The organism is Kitasatospora sp. NRRL B-11411, assembly GCF_000721345.1.
GTDB lineage: Bacteria > Actinomycetota > Actinomycetes > Streptomycetales > Streptomycetaceae > Kitasatospora > Kitasatospora cineracea.
In genome coordinates this window covers 1-19,669 of sequence record NZ_JOGH01000124.1, presented here as the reverse complement: position 1 = coordinate 19,669, position 19,669 = coordinate 1, and the positions used below count along the sequence as shown (strand labels likewise).

Annotated in this window: 16 protein-coding genes and 3 pseudogenes; 7 read left to right on the top strand and 12 right to left on the bottom strand. The window is 72.1% G+C overall.

Going from position 1 to position 19,669, the window contains the following annotated elements; all coding sequences use genetic code 11:
• Positions 1–114: 114 nt before the first annotated feature.
• Entirely contained in the window at positions 115–450 is a 336-nt protein-coding gene (locus tag IH44_RS49230; protein WP_081967294.1) for an alkyl sulfatase C-terminal domain-containing protein, read from the top strand.
• A gap of 1,081 nt (positions 451–1,531) precedes the next feature.
• On the opposite strand, the gene IH44_RS0133630 is transcribed toward IH44_RS49230, so the two are convergent.
• Entirely contained in the window at positions 1,532–1,741 is a 210-nt protein-coding gene (locus IH44_RS0133630) for a hypothetical protein (RefSeq protein ID WP_030463599.1), read from the bottom strand.
• A 46-nt stretch (positions 1,742–1,787) separates the two neighbouring features.
• On the opposite strand from IH44_RS0133630, the pseudogene IH44_RS45855 reads away from it, so the two are divergent.
• Positions 1,788–3,033: pseudogene (locus IH44_RS45855) on the top strand (IS3 family transposase).
• 129 nt (positions 3,034–3,162) lie between these two features.
• Here IH44_RS45855 and IH44_RS0133615 read toward each other — a convergent pair.
• Complete coding sequence (locus tag IH44_RS0133615; protein ID WP_051817858.1) at positions 3,163–4,704, bottom strand: class I adenylate-forming enzyme family protein; 1,542 nt, start codon at positions 4,702–4,704, stop codon at positions 3,163–3,165.
• A complete protein-coding gene (locus IH44_RS0133610) occupies positions 4,701–5,453 on the bottom strand; it encodes a glycosyltransferase family 2 protein (RefSeq protein WP_030463596.1) in 753 nt (250 codons plus the stop codon). The genes IH44_RS0133615 and IH44_RS0133610 overlap by 4 nt, the downstream gene beginning before the upstream one ends.
• A gap of 122 nt (positions 5,454–5,575) precedes the next feature.
• Between IH44_RS0133610 and IH44_RS0133605 the strand changes: the two genes are divergently transcribed.
• The 5 genes from IH44_RS0133605 to IH44_RS0133585 all read left to right on the top strand — a co-directional run bounded on the left by IH44_RS0133605 (position 5,576) and on the right by IH44_RS0133585 (position 12,413).
• Complete coding sequence (locus IH44_RS0133605) at positions 5,576–6,763, top strand: cytochrome P450 (RefSeq protein ID WP_030463595.1); 1,188 nt, start codon at positions 5,576–5,578, stop codon at positions 6,761–6,763.
• A 161-nt stretch (positions 6,764–6,924) separates the two neighbouring features.
• Complete coding sequence (locus IH44_RS0133600) at positions 6,925–7,422, top strand: DUF4240 domain-containing protein (protein WP_030463594.1); 498 nt, start codon at positions 6,925–6,927, stop codon at positions 7,420–7,422.
• A gap of 256 nt (positions 7,423–7,678) precedes the next feature.
• Positions 7,679–8,038 (top strand): hypothetical protein, encoded by a 360-nt coding sequence (locus IH44_RS41830; protein WP_157852553.1) that lies wholly within the window; start codon positions 7,679–7,681, stop codon positions 8,036–8,038.
• On the top strand, positions 8,035–11,904 hold the full coding sequence (locus IH44_RS0133590) for a DUF6531 domain-containing protein (protein WP_051817856.1): 3,870 nt from the start codon (positions 8,035–8,037) through the stop codon (positions 11,902–11,904). The genes IH44_RS41830 and IH44_RS0133590 overlap by 4 nt, the downstream gene beginning before the upstream one ends.
• Positions 11,905–11,909: 5 nt before the next feature.
• A complete protein-coding gene (locus IH44_RS0133585; protein WP_030463591.1) occupies positions 11,910–12,413 on the top strand; it encodes a hypothetical protein in 504 nt (167 codons plus the stop codon).
• A gap of 222 nt (positions 12,414–12,635) precedes the next feature.
• Here IH44_RS0133585 and IH44_RS45850 read toward each other — a convergent pair.
• From IH44_RS45850 to IH44_RS44825, 9 genes and pseudogenes are all read right to left on the bottom strand, one after another.
• A pseudogene (locus IH44_RS45850) lies at positions 12,636–12,728 on the bottom strand (IS5/IS1182 family transposase); the annotation flags it as partial.
• A gap of 6 nt (positions 12,729–12,734) precedes the next feature.
• Positions 12,735–13,112: a hypothetical protein gene (locus IH44_RS0133580; RefSeq protein WP_157852552.1), complete on the bottom strand. Its 378-nt coding sequence runs from the start codon at positions 13,110–13,112 to the stop codon at positions 12,735–12,737.
• A gap of 11 nt (positions 13,113–13,123) precedes the next feature.
• Complete coding sequence (locus tag IH44_RS0133575; RefSeq protein WP_030463589.1) at positions 13,124–14,380, bottom strand: amidase domain-containing protein; 1,257 nt, start codon at positions 14,378–14,380, stop codon at positions 13,124–13,126.
• A 2-nt stretch (positions 14,381–14,382) separates the two neighbouring features.
• Complete coding sequence (locus IH44_RS0133570) at positions 14,383–14,703, bottom strand: type VII secretion target (protein ID WP_030463588.1); 321 nt, start codon at positions 14,701–14,703, stop codon at positions 14,383–14,385.
• Positions 14,704–14,834: 131 nt separating this feature from the next.
• Complete coding sequence (locus IH44_RS0133565; RefSeq protein WP_030463587.1) at positions 14,835–15,998, bottom strand: serine hydrolase; 1,164 nt, start codon at positions 15,996–15,998, stop codon at positions 14,835–14,837.
• Positions 15,999–16,063: 65 nt separating this feature from the next.
• On the bottom strand, positions 16,064–17,158 hold the full coding sequence (locus IH44_RS0133560; RefSeq protein ID WP_030463586.1) for a serine hydrolase: 1,095 nt from the start codon (positions 17,156–17,158) through the stop codon (positions 16,064–16,066).
• 276 nt (positions 17,159–17,434) lie between these two features.
• Positions 17,435–19,093, bottom strand: coding sequence for a long-chain fatty acid--CoA ligase (locus IH44_RS0133555; protein WP_030463585.1), 1,659 nt, complete (start codon positions 19,091–19,093; stop codon positions 17,435–17,437).
• Between the two features lie 84 nt (positions 19,094–19,177).
• Entirely contained in the window at positions 19,178–19,546 is a 369-nt protein-coding gene (locus IH44_RS43345) for a Zn-ribbon domain-containing OB-fold protein (protein ID WP_051817854.1), read from the bottom strand.
• A pseudogene (locus IH44_RS44825) lies at positions 19,546–19,669 on the bottom strand (acetyl-CoA C-acetyltransferase); the annotation flags it as partial. The gene IH44_RS43345 and the pseudogene IH44_RS44825, both read right to left, overlap by 1 nt.

Here is a 19,669-nt window from a genome sequence, read left to right as displayed (position 1 = left end):
GCCATCGCGTGCAACCGCCTGAAAGCCATACCCGGCGCCTCTGGATCTCTGGACCTTACGACGGCCCGTCCAACCCACCAACAACGTAGGACCACCTGAGATCCCTATCGAACCCTGGCGGTTCAATTTCTCCGCCGTCCGCCTCATCGGCGACAAGGTCGCCGACGCCGACCTGCGCGTCGGCTACCGCTTCACCGGCCACGACGACGAGACCTGAACCGTGCGGATCCGCCGCGGCGTCCTCAACACCCGCCCCGGCGCCTCAACCGACACCCGCCTCGCCGCCGCCGGTCTGGGGCCGCCCTCGTCGCCACCCTGCTCAAGCCCGCGAGCGCACCTGAGCTCGCCCAGGCCGGAAAGATCACCCTTGACGGCGACGAGACCGTCCTACAGACCCTTGCCGGCCTCTTCGACGACTTCGACTCCGACTTCCCTCTCGTCACCCCGTGACCTTCGCTTCTCGCAAACGACCAGTCGTGCGAGTTCCGTGACACCCCCGGATCACGCAGGGGCGCGGCGAGCCGTTCCTCGCGGACGCCGAGTAGTGGTGGCAGGTCCTCGGTGTCGGCGGCCCGGTCCGCGTCCAGGGAAACCGCCCGCGAGCTGACGGTCGCCCAAGGGCGGCGGGGAGGCCATCGACCTGTCGTACCCGACCGAAGGTCCCGGAATCTCGTCGAGGTTCAACGCCCTTGGCGCCGAAGGTGGTTGTGGGCGAACAGCAGCGCCCCGACACTGAGCAGCACGCTCAGCGCCGTCCCAGCGACGACCGTCCCCGTCCCGCCTGCCCCGGTCGGCGCAACCGCCGACGTCCCGCGCCTCGGCGGCACGCCGCAGACGGCACGCCGGGAGGAAGATCACCGCACCTGGCGGACGGGTAGAGGGTGGTCCCGCGTACCCGGGAACAGGGGCTATAGCGTTCGGTGGGTCGGCTTCTTCGATCTGGTGATGGCTGGCGGCCGACCGTCTTCCGGGTAACTGCCGAGGCCCTGCATCCAGCGCCTTGGTGGCGGCTGCCTCTCACGCGCCTCTCACGGACTGGGTGTCACGCGGCAGTATCGGGCGTCATGGAGGCTGAATGCGACAGGCTCTGACCTGCGAAATTCGGATGAGTGAGCATCAGCCAGACGCTAATTCGGATGCTGGGGGTCAAGGGGTCGCAGGTTCAAATCCTGTCGTCCCGACTTGCATCACTGCAGGTCAGAGGCCGTTTCCACCGGATGGTGGAGACGGCCTTCGTGGTTGGTGGTCGCAGTGTGGTCGTGAACGCTCGTTCACATCGCGCTCGGAAAGTACTACCTGCACTCGGGAGCACCTCAGGGCGGTCGGCCTGTCCCTCATCGACGAGTCGAGCGGGGCCGGCAGGCCGTTCGGACGCGGTTCGGTGTCGGAGCGAGGTTGATTTTCCTGCTGGCAGGCATGCCTGTGAGACCTGCGGCATCCGTCTGTGAGTGGTTGCTCGAGTGGACGTCAGCTGTGGACCGGCTGCCCGGTGTTCTGTGTACCCCTGGCGTGGGACGTGGCTGTAGCTCCGTCAGGCGGCTTGGCTGAAGAGCGGGCTCGGTGCCGGGCAGCTGAGGGCGAGGGCGTCAACGCCGCGGGTGCGGGCTTCGACGAGGGAGAGCCTGGCTTCGATGGTGTGGACCGCGGCCATCGCGACGTCCCAGGTCAGGTGGCTGTAGATGTTCGCGGTGGTCGACAGGGTGGAGTGCCGCAGCGGGCCTTCGCCCTGAGTGGTGGACACGCTGATACTGGATCTGCTTGATCCGGAGGAAGCGAGAACAGCGCCGATGGCGATGAAGGACTACTCGGACGCGTTCAAGGCCGATGCCGTGGCCCTGTACGAGTCCACGCCCGGGGCGATGTACAAGGACATCGCCGCTGACCTGGGCACCAACCGGGCGACGCTGCGCGAGTGGGTGCTGCGGGAGCGCGGACGCCGCGACCTCACCCCTGCCGCTCGGGCAGGAGGGAAGGCAGCCGTCCAGGCGGGGCAGCTGACCGCGTCCGCCGACCCGGACGGGCGGATCCGGCAGTTGGAGGCCCGGGTGGTCGAGTTGGAGGCGAGTGAGTGGAAGCCGACCACCGAGCGGGACATCCTGCGCAGGGCGGCCAAGTATTTCGCCGGCGAGACGAACCGGTGAGCCGCTTCCAGTTCGTCCACGACCACCGGGACGCCTACGAGGTGAAGCGGCTGTGCCAGGTCCTGGACGTCAACCGCTCCAGCTACTACAAGTGGCTCGGCGGCGGCGGTGCCAGATCCGCCCGCAGGCGCGAGGACCAGGTCCTGGCTGAGCAGATTCGACGGATCCACGCCGATTCCGGTGGCGCCTACGGCTTGCCGCGGGTGACCGCGGAACTGCGCGAGACCGGCACGCGGGTCAACCACAAGCGGGTCGCCCGGGTCATGCGCATGCAAGGTATCGCCGGCATGCGCCTGCGCAGAAGGGTCCGCACCACCGTCCCGGACCCCGCCGTCCGGGCGGTGCCGGACCTGTTCGAGCGGGACTTCACCGCCACCGAGCCGGGACGCAAGTACATGGGCGACATCACCTATCTCCCGCTGACCGGTGGGGAGTTCCTCTACCTGGCGACCGTGCTGGACTGCTTCGGCCGCAAGGTCGTGGGCTGGTCGATCGCCGATCACATGCGTACCGGCCTGGTCGCCGACGTGCTGCGGATGGCGGTCCAGGTCCGCGGCACTCTGGACGGGGCGGTGTTCCACTCCGACCACGGGGGGGGCAGTACGGGTCCAGGGCTTTCGCCGACCTGTGCTCGGACCTGGGTGTCACCCGGTCGATGGGCGCGGTCGGCAGCAGCGCGGACAACGCGGCCTGCGAGAGTTTCCACGCGTCCCTGGAACGCGAGACGCTTCGGGGCGCCCGCGACTACGGCGACCCCGCCACCTGCCGCAGGACCGTCTTCGCCTGGCTTACCCGCTACGACACCCGCCGCCGCCACTCCGCCAACGGGCAGCTCAGCCCCAACGAATACGAACGCCGACACCACACCGCTAAGCTCACGCTCGCCGCGTGACAACCAACCACGTGTCCACCGTCACGGGCGAAGGCCCCATCAGGGGTGGTCCGTGGTGTACGGCACGCAGCGGCTCGGTCTCCCGGCAGGATGCCGCCCTGGGCGGGGGGTCCGCTGCCGGGCTGCGTGTCAGGGCTGCGGGTCGTTCCGGAGCAGTTCGCGCAGCCGGTCGCGGTCGGGTTTCTCGGTGCGGCCCCGGCGGGGGATTTCCGGGACGCAGCGGATCAGGTCCGGGAGTGCCGCGTGGTCGATGGTGCGGGGCAGTTCGCGGTGCAGGAGGCGCAGCAGTGCGGCCTCGGGGAGGGTGCCGTCGGGGCGAACGGCCAGGACCACGGACTCGTCGGCGGTCTGCGGGTCGGGGACGCCGACGATCACGGCCTCGGCGATGCCGGGGAGGGCGTCGATCGCGGGTTCGTACAGGCCGGGGTAGAGGTTGAAGGAGCCTCGGATGAGCATGTCCTTGAGCCGGCCGACCAGTACGATCCGGCCCTGCGCGTCGATCCGGGCGCGGTCGCCGGTGCGCAGCTCGTCGAGCGGCCCGTCGCCGAGGTATCCGATCGCCAAGTGCGGTCCGGTCAGCAGGAGTTCGCCGTTTTCGCCGAGCCGCGCGGTGACTCCTGGCAGCGGGGGGCCGGCCAGGTCGCCGTCGGCGGCGTGGGCGAGCTTGGCACCGGCGTCGGTGACGGCGATCGGCAGCATCTCGGTGGCGCCGTAGACGACGGTGATCCGTGCCGCCGGGAGGGCCTCCCGCAGGCGGCGCAGGACGGGCGGTGGGACGGGGGCGGCACCGAGCAGCACGGTGCCGAGGGTGTCGGGGAGCGGTCCGGTGTCGAGCAGGCGGGCCAGTGCGGCGGGAGTGCCGAAGGTGTGGGTGGCGCGACGGCGGCGAAGGTCGCGCAGGAAGCGCGCGGGCCGGACCGGGAGCGGGGCCACCGACCAGGTCGTCCCGGCGGCGAGGAACGCGAACGCGATCATCAACTGCTCGGAGTGGACGGTGACGTGCTCGGCGGCGCCGGGCAGGCCGAGGCTCGCGGCGAGCAGGTCCCCGCCTGTCAGCAGCGTGCGCTGGCTGTGCACGACGGCGCGGGGGCGGGCGGTGGTGCCGGAGGTGAAGACCACCAGCGCCGGCCGGTCCGGGTCGGCGGGCGGCAGCGGGCCGCTGCCCGAAAGCGAGGACGCGGCAAGGGAATCGGCGGGCAGCCCGGGCAGGCGCGGGCCGGTGTGGACCAGGCGCAGCGCCGGGTCGGCGAGCGCGGGCAGGTCGAGGCCGAAACGGTGCAGCAGGGCGCGGCCCGGCCGCCGGGCGGCGAGCGCGGCGAGCCAGGACTCGGCGGCCAACCAGGCCGGTGCGGCGAGGCGTTCGCCGACGAGGCGTCCGCGCGCGGCGTCGAGTTCGGGGCCCGCGCCGGGGTCGGCGACCACGACGACGGCACCCACCGTCATGACGGCGAGCCCGAGGACGGCGGCGTCGCGCCCGGGTCGGACGGCGAACAGCACGGTGTCACCGGTCCGCATTCCGGCGCCGCGCAGTCCGCGCGCGGTGGCGGCGACCCGGCGGGCGAGTTCGGCGTACGTGAGCGGGCCCCGGGTGTCGACCAGCGCGACGGCGTCCGGGGTGCGGCGGGCGTGCTCGGCGATCCGCTCGGCCAGTGCGGTTCCCGCAGGCGTCATCGGATGTCGACCTGTTCGGGCCGGTACCGGTGGTCCGCGTACCAGGCAAGTGTGTTGAGCAGGCCGAAGGCGCGCAGGCGGCGTACGGAGCCGTGGACGCGCATGCCGGGGACGGACCCGTAGGCGGCGGTGAGGCGGCGGACCTGGTTGACCAGGGCGCGGTCCTCGTGGAGTTCCTCGATCGCGGTGCGGGGGAAGCCGCCGCTGCGGCGGTAGAGGTCGGCGGTGAGGGCCAGGTTGCAGCCGGGGCACATCAGGTAGGGGCCGAGGTACTGCGGGTCGCGGTTGCCGGGGCGGTAGCGGCCGAACCGGGCGGCGAGGGAGACGACTGCCGAAAGCAGTCGCGCCTCCCAGAACTTGAGCGGGAACTCGTCGGTGCGGGGCCGCAGTTGGCCGGTGACGAGTTCGAGTCCGCCGGCCAGGCCGTGCCGGGCGGCGGCCGTCCAGCCGGGGACGGGCAGGCAGTCGGCGTCGGTGCGGGCCAGGTAGCGGGCGCCGGCGTCGATGGCGTGGCGCATGCCGGTGTCGGCGGCCGCGCCGGTGCCCTTGCGGGTCTCGGTGACCAGGTGCAGCGGGAAGGCGCTGGTGCGGGCGAAGTCCCGGACCACGTCGGCGGTCCGGTCGGTGGAGCCGTTGTCGACCACGACGCACTCGAAGTCGGTGTCGGTCTGCTCGGCGAGCGCGCGCAGCGTGCCCGGCAGCGAGACCTCCTCGTTGTAGGCGGGTACCACCACCCACAGTTCGGTCATCGACGCCCCCTCACGTCCCGCCTCCACCGCCCCCGGTCCGGCGATCATGTCACAGCCCCGCCCCGTCCCACGGTACGTTTCCCCGCACGGGCGGGCAGGACCACGAGCACGGGGGCGGCGCGATGGGCGGCACGGTGGCAGGACGGCACGAGAGCAAGCTGCTGTGGGCCAGCCGGCCCGCGCTGTGGGCGCTGACGAGGGTGACGATGTCGCGGCCCTTCGGCCCGCTGCGGCGGGTGCCCAAGCTGGGCTGGGTGGCGAGGGACCCGACGCTGATCCGGGCCGTGCTCAACGACCACGAGCACTTCACGCTGCTCGGCGAGGGCGGCGTCGGCCATCTGTGGGAGCAGGTCCTCGGGCCGTACGTGACCAGGCTGTTCGACGGCCCGGGCCACGCGGACCTGCGCCGCCGGGCCCGCGACCTGTTCACCGAGGACAACTCCGCAGCCCTGGTCGAACGGGCCGCCGGGCCGGTGTACGCGGACGTCACCGAGCGCCTGACCGACGGGGAGCTGGTCGACGTGGCGGCAGCCGCCCGGCTGGTCGTCGGACGGCTGATGGCCGACCTGCTGGGGCTCCGCCTCCCGCCCGGCAGCCCGGACTCCGCGTACCTGGAGACCTTCGCGGCGGGCGAGCGACTGGCCGCGCTGGCCCTCGACACGACGGCGTCCACCGAACTGCCGCCGGAGCGGATCGCGGCGGCGAAGGAGATCGTCGCCACCCTGACCGCCGACGTCCCCGACGCCTTCGAGCACGCCGGACCGGACACCCTGCTCGGCCGCTGCCGCGAGTCCGGCATCACCCTGGAGGAGGCGTCCGGACTCGCCTCCCTGCTGCTCGTCGCGGGCACCGAGACCGCTGCCGGCGCGATGGCCCGCACCGTCGCCCTGCTCCACGACACCGGCCAGCAGGGCCGGTTGCGCGCCGATCCGGCCCTGCTGCGCGACGCTGTCCGCGAGGGCCTGCGGGTCACCACCCCCGCCCCGGTGATCGGCCGCCACGTCAGCGCGGACGTCACCGTCGCCGGCCGCCGCCTGCTCCGCGACGAACGGATCCTGCTCGTCACCTACGCCGCCGACAATCTGGCCGGCGGCTTCGACCTGACCCGCCCCTACGACCCCCGCTCCCGCCAGCTCTGGTTCGGCGCCGGTCGCCACCTCTGCCTCGGCGCCCCCGTCGCCCGCGCCGAGATCGCCCGCATGGTCGACGCCGTCCACGCCCCGGGCCGCCCCTACCGGATCGTCTCGCGCACCTACGCCCGGAAGGTGATGATCCCCTCCTACGGCTCCCTGGTCGTTCGACTCGAATGACGCTGTCCGTGGTGATGTTGCCGGCGCGTCCGAACCATCGACCGACTGCCGCTTCCGCTGTCCTGTCCGGGGTGCGCCGGTTCGTCAGTGCATCGGTCGACAGGCGCAGCTGACGGGCTGTCCGCAGGATGTCGTCTGCGGCCTGCCGCAGATGGCCGGCCATGGACGTTGACGGGTCCAGGGATGCGATCGAGGCGGCGCGGGACGAGGGCGGCCGACTGGGCGTGGAGTTCGCCGAGGTGTTGGTGGGGCGGCTGGCGGGGCTTTCGCGGGAGGAGATCCTCAGCCACCAGGAGTGTTTCGACGAGGTGCACGATGCGGTGTACCGCTGGGACGGGTGGGCCGCGGCGTATCTCATCGGGGGCGGTTGCCCGGACGAGTCGGCGGGCCACCCGGTGGTGATCGAGGCCGCTGCCAGGGGTGACGACTACGTGATCTTCGACGAGGGCGTGAACTACGCGGCCGGCCGGGCCTTCGAGCGGCTGACCGGTGACGTCGGTGCCTTCTGCGAGGAGTGGGAGCGCCACCGGGCCGGGCGGGACGAGGAGGTGCCACAGGAGTCCGACATGGGCGAGGACTTCGACTTCGACGACGCCGGCGAGATGCACCGACGCCTTCCCCGTCTTGCTGCCCTCTTGCTCGCTGAGGTCGCCGGCTGAGGCCTGTCGGCGCTCCGATCTGCTTGAGCGTTCGGACAAGGCTGTGGCAAACGGCTGCTGACGGAACGTCATGCACGGATTCCCGTGGAAGGCGCTGCCCGGAACGCGCCGTCGACCGGAGGCCACGACGCCGGCGTCCGCGCGGTTGAGCGCAGTTGCCGGGGCCGCTGCCGCGGGGTTCCCGGGACGTGGTTCTCTCCGGCGGCGCGGTGGGCTACGGTCTGATTCGCACATGTACTCGGGGGAGGGGTGCGGCGTGGCGGTCGAGTTTCCGGGCGAGGCGTACGAGGGGGCGTCGTACGCGGCCCTGCCGGCGAAGTGGGCGTCGGTCTCGGACCGGCACCTGAACCAGTCGGAGCAGTACGTCATCGGCCAGGTGGCGGAGGCCGCGATCGGCCCTTTGGCGGACACCGTCGCCAATGCGGTGTCGGGGCCGGTGGTCCAGGGCGTGGAGGGCGGGCTCGGGGCCTCTGGCGGCGACGGGGGCGGGACCGGGTTCCGGATCGATCCGGACGCGCCGGACGAGCACGCGCGGATGATGCACGAGCACGCCGGGACCGTGGCCGGCCGTGCACGGATGTTCCGGTCCAGGATCGCGGGGGTGGCCTTCGCATGAGCAACCAGATCGTCAAGGCGCTGGAGCACGGGGCGCAGAAGCTCGGCAAGACCCTGGCGGAGGACGCCGGGAAGGCCCTGAAGAACTTCTACCGCAAGGCCGGCGACAACCTGAGGACCGTCGCCAAGAACACCCGCGAGATCGAGGCGAGGCACGCCCGCGACCTCGAGAAGATCATGCGCGGCAACGGCAAGGACCTACCGCACGGCCCCCGTACACCGGGCGGCGGCAGGCGCGGCAACGGGGAGAGGCCGCTGGGCCGCGGCGGCCGCCGGGGGCAGGGGGTCGACGGCAACATCGGCTGCCACACCGCGGGCGACCCGGTGGACGTGGTCTCCGGACAGGTGATCACCTCGGAGACCGACCTCGCCCTGCCCGGCCTCCTGCCGCTGCTGCTGCGCCGCGCGTACGCGTCCGATTACGTGGGCGGTCGGCTGTTCGGCCCGGGTTGGTCCTCCACTCTCGATCAGCGGATCGAGATCGACGCGGACGGCGTTCACTTCGCCGGCGACGACGCGCAGATCCTGCACTATCCGCTGCCCGCGCAGCCGGGCCGCACCGTCTACCCGCAGGGTGGGGCCCGCTGGCCCCTCACCTGGGACCGGACGGCCGACACCTTCCGCATCGAGGACCCGGACCGCGGCTGGACCCGGCACTTCGCCGGCACCGGCTCCCGTGCCTACCGAATCGGCGAGATCAGGCCGATCACGCTGCTCTCGGACCGCAACGACCACCGGGTCGCCTTCCTGCGGGACGAGCACGGCACGCCCACCGAGGTGCAGCACAGCGGCGGCTACCGGGTCGCGGTCGACACCACCTCCGTCGCCGGCGGAGTGCGGGCCGAGGGCCTGCGCCTGCTGGACGGCACCGGCCACGGGCAGGGCACCCCGGTGGTCGGCTACCAGTACTACCCGGAGGGACAGCTCGCCGGTGTCGTCAACTCCTCCGGCCTGCCGTACGTGTACGAGTACGACGAGGCGAACCGGATCACCGCCTGGATCGACCGCAACGGCCGGCACTACGAGTACGAGTACGACCAGGCGGGCCGGGCGGTGCGAGGCGTCGGCCAGGACGGCGTGCTGAGCGCGTCCTTCCATTACGACACCGACCTGAGGGTGACCGTGGCCACCGACAGCCTCGGCCACAGCACCGCGTACCACTACGACGAGCAGCACCGCGTCTTCAGGACCGTCGACCCGCTGGGGAACGCGACGCTCACCGAGTACGACGAGGCCGGCCGAGTCGTTGCCCGCACCGATGAGATCGGCCGCACCACCAGGCTCGTGCTGGACGACCACGGTGATCCTGTCCGGATCACCGAGCCCGGGGGCAGCGTCATCGAGCTGGGCTACAACGAGCTCCGCCAGGTGGCCTCCGTGACCCAGGGCGGTACCCGGGTCGCGGCGTTCACCTACGACCCGTGCGGCAACCTGCTCACCGTGACGGATGCGGGCGGCGCCGAAACGATCCGCCGGTACGACCCGCAGGGCAGGCTGGTGGCGGTCACCGACGCGCTCGGCCAGACCCAGCGGATCGAGAGCAATCCGGCCGGCCTGATCACCGCCGTGACCGACGCCCTCGGCGTGACCACCCGGGCGGGCTACGACGCGTTCGGCCGCATCATCACCCACACCGATGCGCTGGGTGCCACCACCAGCCTGGTGCGCCGCATCGAAGGCCACATCACCGAACGGCGCCACCCGGACGGGACCCGCGAGCAGTGGGACTACGACCCCGAGGGCAACCTCGTCCGGCACGAACTGGACGGCGCGGTCACCGGGTTCGAGATCGGCCCGTTCGGCAAACTCGCCGCCCGGACCCTTCCCGACGGGGAAGAGCACCGGTTCGCGTACGACACCGAACTGCAGCTGCTCTCCGTCACCATGAACGGCGCGAGCTGGCGCTACCGCTACGACCGAGCCGGGCACCTGATCGGCGAGAGCGACTTCAACGGCCGCAGCTTCTCCTACCTCCTCGACGGCGCCGACCAACTGGTGGAGACCACTGACGGGGCCGGCCGCACCACCGCCTTCACCTACGACCCGCAGGGCCGGCTCGTCGAACGGCGCAACCACGACGGCACCTCGACCACGCTGGCTTACGACCGGCTCGGCCGACTGGCCCGGATCGCCGGCAGCGCGGGCACACTGGAGTACACCCACGACGCGCTCGGCCGAGTGGTGAGCGAGAGCGTCGACGGACGGACCACTTCCTTCACCCACGATGCACTCGGCCGCCGCACCAGCCGTACCACCCCGACCGGAATCGTCTCCACCTGGACGTACGACGCCGGCAGCCGACCGACCGCACTGGCGAACTCGCTGGCCGCCCTGACCTTCGCCTACGACGCGGGCGGCCGCGAGACCACCCGGTACCTCGGCGGGGGCGGCGCGCTGACCCAGTCCTGGGACACCTGTGACCGGCTGAGCGGCCAGTCGATCTGGGCTTCCCCCGGTGGCGGTGCGGCCTCCGGCGACTACACCAACGTCCAGCAGCGCACCTACAGTTACCGCTCCGACGGAATGCCGTCGGCGGTGACCGACCTCCTGCGCGGCCGCCGCGACTTCGAGCTCACCCCTGCCGGGCGGGTCACCAGGGTGAGTGCCGAATCCTGGAGCGAGACCTACGCCTACGACCGGCTCGGCAACATCACCCGTGCCCACGACACCCGGACACCCGACAGCGCGACGGCCGGTGAGCGCGCCTACGGCGGATCGCTGCTGCACTCGGCAGGCCGCACCTCGTACGAGTACGACGAGCAGGGCCGCCTGGTGCGCAGGCTGGTGCGCACCCTGTCCGGGCAGCGCCGTGAGTGGCGGTACTCCTGGAACGCCGAGGACCAACTGGTCGGACTCGCCACACCGGACCGGGGGTCGTGGTCGTACAGCTACGACCCGGTCGGTCGGCGCGCCGCCAAGTGGCGTCTCGGCGAGGGGGGCGAGGTGCTCGAGAAGACCTTCTTCGCCTGGGACGGCACGCAGCTCGCCGAGCAGTACCGGGCCCTGCCGGACGGCAGCCGGCACAGCGTCACCTGGGACTGGGATCCCGGCGCCTGGAAGGCACTCTCGCAGACCGAACGCGACTGGGACGAGGGCGCGCCCGGCGTCGACGAGCGCTTCTACGCCATCGTCACCGACCTGGTGGACGCGCCGAGCGAGTTGGTCACCGCCGACGGTCGGGTCGTGTGGTCGGGCGACTCCGACCTGTGGGGGCGACGGCGGGACGGTCACGACGGGGCGGTGAGCTGCCCGCTCGGCAGGCCGGGCCAGTACTACGACGCGGAGTCGGGTCTGGAGTACAACTACTTCCGCTACTACGACCCTTCGACCGGCCGGTACCTGAGCAGTGACCCGCTCGGCCTGGACGGCGGACCCAACCCCCATGCCTACGTGCCCAACCCGCTGTTCTTCATCGACCCGCTGGGCCTGGCCGCCCGCCGGCAGCCCGTCGGCTGGGGCGGGTCGCACTACAGCCTGCGGCCGAGCAACTGGACCGACGGCAGCAACAACAACAGCTACGAGCGGAACCACATACCGGCTCGGGACGCCTACCTGGGCGTCGGCAGCTCCCAGCTCGGCTACGGGCCCGGGCCGGCGATCCGGATGGACTACGACGACCACCGCGACTTCATCAGCACCGGGTCCGGAGCGGGCAGCGTGGCCTGGCGCGCCAAGCAGCGCGCACTCATCGCCCAGGGCAAGTTCGACGTCGCGATGAAGATGGACATCGGCATGATCCGCAAGATCCACGGCACGAAGTACGACGCCGCGATCAAGGAGATGGTCGACTCCCTGCCCCACAACAAGTCGTTCCAGAAGTACCTTTCGGACAACGGCTGGAAGATCCGCACGTGCCTCCTAAAATGACCCCCATGGAGATCGAACTCGACCCGCCGAACGGCATCACCGGCTTCCCGTTGGGCATGCCGGCCGAGGACGTCAAGACCGCGGCCGCCCGCCTCGGCCGGGTCAAGGTGTCCAACGAGGGTTCCACCAGTACCTTCCGGCCCATGAAGGTCCTCGCCCTGCACCCGCAGTTCGAGATCGTCTTCCACTTCGAGCGCGGCAAGGTGCTTCATGCTGCTGAGGTGTGGATCCCGCAGCCGGGCCCGGAGGAGATCACGGTCCGGTTCCGGGGCGTCGACGTGTTCCGCACCCCTGCGCTCCAACTGCTGCGGCAACTGGAGGAGATGGGCCTGACCGTCCTCCACAACGAGCCGAGCTTCTGGATCGTCCCCGGGCTCTCCCTCGGCTTCACCCGCACCGCCGGCCACGAGGTGCCGCTCGACACCGACGGCGAGCCCCTGTACTTCCAGGCCGTTCTTACGGGCCCGACCGACTACTACGACTTTCTTCTCGACGTTTCCAATCCGTAGGTCCAGGGTTCGAACCCCCGGCGGCCCGCTGGTCCGAAATGCCTCCTGAGCTGAGCGTCCTCCCCTCGGTGAGAGCGCCCTTCGCGGTGCTCGGATCGGTGGTTCCCGCCTGGAGGGAAAGCCTCGGTCCGGGTGCGCCGGCACCGGACCACCGGCGGCTCGTGACCGTGCTCGTCGACCGCTGGATCATTGCCCCGGAGGTGTCGGCGCGGGTCTCGTGGCGCGGGTCAGGCGGCGTGAGTGCATCAGCCACGCGAACGTCCGCTCCACCGGCCGTCTTTTCGGCAGCACCACGAAGCCCGTCGCACCGTCGGCGTGGGGCTACATGCCGCTGCAGGGGTGGTGGGTGGTGCCGGGGCCGCCGATCGCGTCGGTCAGTCCCCAGCCCGTGACCAGCAGGAGGATTCCGGCCAGTGCGGTGATCAGGGCGGCCGCCACCAGCGTGGCCGTGCTCGACCGCGCGGTGGGGCGGAGCAGGAGGCCGGCAGCTGCTCCCGCTGCGGTCTCCAGCAGCGGTCCCGCGATCAGTGCGGCCCAGGCCGTGGCCGGTACCGGAGCGGCGTCCAGGCAGTGGCTCAGCCGCCGCGGGACGGCGTCGAGGTAGGCGTCGTGGCCGTACTTGGCGCAGGCCCAGCCGAGTATTGCCAGGACTGCTGCCGCAGCGAGCCGTCGGCCTGCTCGCATCCCGTTCGTCGTCATGTCCGCTGCCCTCAGTACCAGTTCGGTTCGACCCGGACGTAGTGGATCTTCTGCCGGCCTTCGGATTGCGCCTCGTGGCCGGACCGTCCGTCCAGGCTGACGTTCTTCCGCGAGTCGTTGTGCTGGCTGTACCGGATGTCGCCGTCGGGGGTGACCGCGGTGACGACGGCGGTGTGGTGGATGGTGCCGGGCTTGAGGTCGGGGTTCTGGTCGTTGTCGTCCTCGAGGAAGACCAGGTCGCCCGGCTTGACCTCGCCGGGCGGGACCTCGCGGCCACCGTTGCCCACCATGAAGTCGTGCAGGTTCTGCGCGCCGCCCCAGGCGTGGCTGTGCTGCTGGCCGATGATGCCGAGGCCGAGCCAGCCCGGGTCCCGGCCGCGGTTCCAGGCGTCGCCCTCGACGGTCCAGTTGCCCTTCATGTGGACGCCGGCCCGGAACAGCGCCTCCGAGGCGAAGTTGGTGCAGTTGTTCTCGTCGTCGAAGTCGCCGGACTCGTCGTTCCAGTGGGCCAGGACCCACTCGACCATCTGCACCCGGTCCCACTTGCGCCCCGGGCCGCCGCGCAGGTCCTCCTTGACCGCGTCCGGGATGCCGGGGAGGTTGGCGAGCTTCACCGGCTCCGCCAGCTCCAGTTGCTTCTGCTGCTCGGGGGTGAGCGAGGCCCACCACCGGGACACCAGCGCCGGGTCCCTGCCGTCCGGTATGTCGCCGGCGAGCATGTCGAGTTCGGTCTGCGAGGCCTCGCCCTGGAGTTGGTCGAGGGCCTTCTCGGGGTCGGTCTGGCAGGTGGCGGCGCCCAGCTTCCGCAGTTCGGCGGAGGCCTGGTCGTCGGCCTGGCGGGCCTCCCGGAGGGCTTCCTTGATGAGGTCCGACACCTCGTTCATGTGGGTGAGGCTCTCGCCGGTGACCTCGCCCGTGGTGGAGACGGTCCCGTCCCCGTCCACCTCCAGCTGGTACGCCGCGGCGAGTTCCAGTGCCTGGGTCAGTACCCGCTGGGCGTACTCCAGCGAGGACGCCAGCCCGTCGACGACCATCGCCACGCCGCGCGTGATGTCGGCACCGGACTCCAGGATGTCGGCCTGCTCGGCCAGTTTCTTGCCGGCGGCCTGGCCGACCCGGTCCTGCCAGTCCTCCTTGAGCGGGCCGATCCCGTTGTCGTGCAGGTCGTTGACGGCCTGCCAGGACTCCTTCGACAGCTCCACCCAGCCGTCGGCGGCGCGGTGCAGGGCGGCGGGGTCGGCCCGCCGCAGGGCAGCGAAGTCGACCATGCTCAGGCCCCCCTGCCCAGGTCGTTGACGGCGAGGTTCAGCCGGCGCACCGACTCCTGCTCGGCGGTTTCGTACGAGTGCGAGGACTGCCGCAGCTGGTCGGCGTAGGTGCTCAACTGCTGGGCGACGGCGCTCATGTGGGTCTGCCAGGCGTCGGCGCACTCGCGCAGCGCGGGACCGGAGGCGAAGCCGGAGTGGGCGGAGGCGGCGGTCAGGCTGTCGTCCAGCCAGTGGCCGGTGCGTGCGTTCAGCTGGTCGGAGGTTCCCTGGAAGGTGTCGGCGGCGGTGCGTAGACCTGCCGTGCGGATGTGGATGTCGAACACGGATCCCCCCGTTCCTGCCGCGTGGTCGGCGACGGGAAGGACGATTCCGTGGTGCGCTCGGTTCCCGACGGGCAGACGGCGACGGCGGGTGCACCGGACGTGCAGCAGCCCCGTTCGGCGTCCGGGCGGGGTCACCGGCAGAGGGCGGTGTCGACCGCGTCGGTCAGGTGTCCGGTGGCGGCTTCGTCCGGGACGGTGGTGACGGTGATGGTGGCGGCGCGGCCGTCCTCGGTGGCGCCGCCGCGGGTTCGGTAGCCGGGGGAGGTGCCGCCGTGGCCCCAGACGAGGCCGCCGCAGGTCAGGGGGCGGCTCTGCAGGCCGAGGCCGTAGCGGACGCCGGGGCCCAGGAGTTCGGCGGGGACGGTGGTGCGCATCTGGGCGAGTTGGGCGGCGGGCAGCAGGCGGCCCGCCAGGAGGGCGCTGTAGAAGGTGTTGAGGTCGGTGTTGGTGGACACGATCGCGCCGGTGGACCAGGCCATCGAGGCGTCCATCCCGGTGTAGTCGATCAGCGGTGCGCCCGGGCCGGTGTTCAGGTAGCCGTGCGGGTGCGCTTCGCGCAGGGCGGTCTCCCCGGTGGCGGGGAAGTAGGTGTGGCGCAGGCCGATCCGGTCGATGACGCGCTTGGTGACCTCCTCGCCGAAGGGGCGGCCGGTGACCTTCTGGACCAGCAGGCCGGCCACCAGGTAGTTGGTGTTGCTGTACATCCAGCCGGTGCCGGGGGCGAACAGCGCTTTCTGGGCCAGCGCGCCGTCGAGCAGTTCGCGCGGTTCGAAGTAGCGGTACTGGATGGGGACGAAGTCGTCCAGCGGGGGGACGTCCATGTAGTCGGGCAGGCCGCTGGTGTGCTGGAGCAGTTGACGGACCGTGATGGTGCGGCCGTCGATGCCGTCGCCGCGCAGCAGGCCGGGCAGGTAGGTGTCGACGCTCGCGTCGAGGCCGACCTTGCCCTCGGCGACCAGTTGCAGGACGACGACGGCGGTGAACGCCTTGGTGTTGCTGCCGGCCCGGATCTGCCCGTCGGCCGGGACCTTCGCCCCGGTGGCCAGGTCGCCTACTCCGGCGGTGTAGGTGCGGGTGCGGCCGTCGCGGCCCTTGACGGTGGCGAGCGCGGCGGGCACCCCGTCCGCCCGGACCAGGGCGTCGAGGCGCTGCTGCACGGCGTCCGGGCGCGGTGCGGCGATGGCCGCGGTGGGGGCGAAGGCGGTCAGGGCGAGTCCGGCGGCGGCGGTGGCCGCCGTGGCGTGCCGCAGCAGGCGCAGGCGGCGGGTGGTGCGGTGCGGGGCGGGTGCGTTCATCGGGGCTCCACGGCTGGGAAGGGGCGGGTGCGGGGCGGCCGGTGCCGGCCGCCCCGGTGGGACGGTCAGCGGCAGAGCGCCTCGTCCACGGCCCGGTCCGCGTGCTTGCCGATGTTCTCGTCGCCGGGGAACGCGGTCACCGCGATGCTCGCGGTGCGGCCGTCGTCGGTGGTGCCGCCGAAGGTCTCGTAGCCGGGAATCGCCCCGCCGTGGCCCCAGGCGACTCCGCCGCAGCTCAGCGGGCGGCTGATCAGGCCGAGGCCGTAGCGGATGCCGGGGCCGAGGAGTTCGGCGGGGACGGTGGTGCGCATCTGGGCGAGCTGGGCGGCGGGCAGCAGGCGGCCGTCGAGCAGTGCGCCGTAGAACCGGGTGAGGTCGGTGGTGGTGGAGACCATCGCGCCGGCCGCCCAGCCCCAGGACGGGTCCAGTTCCGTGTAGTCGCGCAGCGACCCGTCCGCGGCGCGCAGGTAGCCCTGGGGGTGGGCCTCGTGGATCGTCATGTCCCCGGGAGCGGGGAAGTAGGTGTGGCGCAGGCCGGCCCGGTCGATGACGCGCTTGGTGATCTCCTCGCCGAGCGGGCGTCCGGTCACCTTCTGGACGATCAGGCCCGCCAGCAGGTAGTTGGTGTTGTTGTACTCCCACTGGGTGCCGGGCGCGAAGTGGGCCTTCTGGGCGAGCGCGGCGTCGAGCAGTTCGCGCGGTTCGAAGTACCGCTTGGGGTCGGCGAGCACGCGTTCGGTGTCCATGTACTCGGGCAGGCCGCTGGTGTGCTGGAGCAGTTGGCGGACCGTGACGGTGCGGCCGTCGAAGCCGTCGCCGTGCACCAGGCCGGGCAGGTAGGTGTCGACGCTCGCGTCGAGGCCGACCTTGCCCTCGGCGACCAGTTGCAGGACGACGACGGCGGTGAACGTCTTGGTGTTGCTGCCGATCCGCACCTGCCCGTCGGCCGGGACCTTGGCCCCGGTGGCCGCGTCGCCGACTCCGGCGGTGTAGGTGCGGGCGCGGCCGTCGCGGCCCTTGACGGTGGCGAGCGCGGCGGGCACCCCGTCCGCCCGGACCAGGGCGTCGAGGCGCTGCTGCACGGCGTCCGGCCGGGGTGCGGCGGTGGCCGCGGTCGGGGCCAGGACGCCGGCCAGCACGGCGGCGGCCACGGCGGTCACGGTCGCCGCGGCCCCGCGCCGGCGGAGGCGGTTCGGACGCGGGTTCGGACGCGGGTTCGGACGGTGGTGCTGCGGTGCGTTGTCGTGCACGGGAAGGACCCCCTCGGAGTGGGCGCCGGAACCGTTCCCGGCGCCCTCCAAGAGGACCATCCGACGGTCCGTCAATCCGTCCGCGCGGAGCACGAGATCGCACCGGGAACGTGCTCCGGGGCGGGGCCGGCCCCGGGACCGTGGTCCCGGGGCCGTGGGGGTGGGGGCCGGGGTCGGGGGTGGGCGTCAGCGGAAGGTGTGGAGGGGGACGGCGTCGTCGGCGTGGGACGCGCGGAGCGCCTTCTTGTCGGACTTGCCGGTGCTGGTCTTCGGGATCGCGGGCACCGCGGCCCAGTGTTCGGGCACCTGCCAGCGGGCGACGTGGTGGGCCAGGAAGTCCTTGAGGGTGCGGAGGCGGTGTTCTTCCGGGAAAGCGGGGTCGGGGCGCAGCACCACGAGGGCGAGCGGGCGTTCGCCCCACTTGGGATCGGGGACGGCGATCACGGTGGCGTCCTCGACGGCGGGGTGGCCGAGCAGGTGGTTCTCCAGTTCCACCGAGGAGATCCACTCGCCGCCGGATTTGATGACGTCCTTGGCGCGGTCCGTCAGGCGCAGGTACCCGTCGGGGCTGACGGAGCCGAGGTCGCCGGTGCGCAGCCAGCCGTCGTGGAAGCGGCCGCCGCCGGACGGGTCGGCCCGGTGGTCGGAGCCGTAGTAGGAGCCGGTGATCCAGGGGCCGCGGATCTCGATCTCGCCGACCGTCGTGCCGTCGTTCGGCACGACCGTGCCGTCGGGGCCGACCAGCCGGACCTGGACGGTGGCGGGCAGCCGGCCCTGGGTGGCGCGGTACGCCCAGGCGGCTTCGCCCGCCACGCCGGCCGGTTCGCGGGCGACGCTGCCGAGCGGGGAGGTCTCGGTCATGCCCCAGGCCTGGAGGATGCGGGTGCCGTAGCGCTCCTGGAACGCCTTCATCAGCGGGAGCGGGCAGGCGGAGCCGCCGACGATCACCTCGCGCAGGGAGGAGAGGTCGGCCGGGTGCTCGTCGAGGTGGTGGAGCAGGCCGGTCCAGATGGTGGGGACGGCCGCGGCGTTGGTCGGGCGTTCGGTGGCGATCATCCGGGCGAGGTGCTCGGGCTGCAGGAAGCGGTCGGGCATGACCAGGGAGGCGCCGGAGAGCATCGCGGCGTACGGGAGGCCCCAGGCGTTGACGTGGAACATCGGCACGACGGGCAGGACCCGGCTGGTGACGCCGAGGCCGAAGCCCTCGGCGGTGCAGATCTGCAGGCTGTGCAGGTAGGTCGAACGGTGGCTGTAGAGGACGCCCTTGGGGTCGCCGGTGGTCCCCGAGGTGTAGCAGAGGGCGGCGCCGGAGCGTTCGTCGAGGTCCTGCGGCCAGTCGAAGCCGGTGGGGCGGCCCGCGAGCAGGTCCTCGTAGCGGTGGATCCGCTTGCCCGCCCGTTCGAGGGGCGCGGTGTCGGCGGGGCCGGTGACGATGACGTGCTCGACGGTCTTCAGTTCCGGGAGCACCGCGGCCAGCAGCGGGACCAGGGTGCCGTCGACCACGACGACGCGGTCCTCGGCCTGGTCGGCGATCCAGGCCAACTGGCCGGCGGGCAGGCGCAGGTTGAGGGTGTGCAGCACGGCGCCCATCGAGGGCACCGCGAGGTAGCACTCCAGGTGTTCCTGGTTGTTCCACATCAGGGTGGCGACCCGCTCGTCCCCGCTGATTCCCAACTCGCGCAGGGCGTGGGCCAGTTGGGCGACCCGGCGGCCGACTTCGGCGTAACTGGCCCGGCGGGCCCCGGTACCGGTCCAGGTGACCACCTCGGAGGTGCCGTGCACGGTGGTGCCGTGCTGCATGATGCGGGTGATGGCCAGCGGAATGTCCTGCATCGTGCTGAGCACGACGTCCTCCTCGGTGGGCACGGCAACGGCGCTGCCGGAGCGGGGCGTTCGGCGGGGCGTTGAGCGGAGCGTTCGGCGGGGCGTTCAGGGGCGGACGAGGCGGAACACGGGCCGGCGGCGGCCCGTGCCGGGGACGGAGACGACGCGGACCCGGGCGTCGACCGGCACGGGGCGGGCGGCCGCCCCCACGACGACGCCGGGCAGCTGGAAGCCCTCGTCCAGGGCGACCACCACGGCGTGCTGCCCGGGCCGGCGGTCCGCCCGGGGCACCGCCACCGCGTGGTGGACGTAGCCGGAGCCGGCGCTCTCCTCCCAGACGAGGTCGTCGGAGCCGCAGAGGCGGCAGAGGGCGCGGGGGAGGAAGTCCGCGGCGGCGCACCAGCCGCAGCGCTGGTAGCGCAGCGGCGGGGCGGTGTCGGTCGGCGGGGCCGGCCGGGCGGAGGCGGCCGGCATCAGCTGAGCCGTTCGATGACCATGGCCATGCCCTGTCCGCCGCCGACGCACATGGTCTCCAGGCCGAACTGCTTGTCGTGCCACTGGAGGGAGTTGATCAGGGTGGTGGTGATGCGGGCGCCG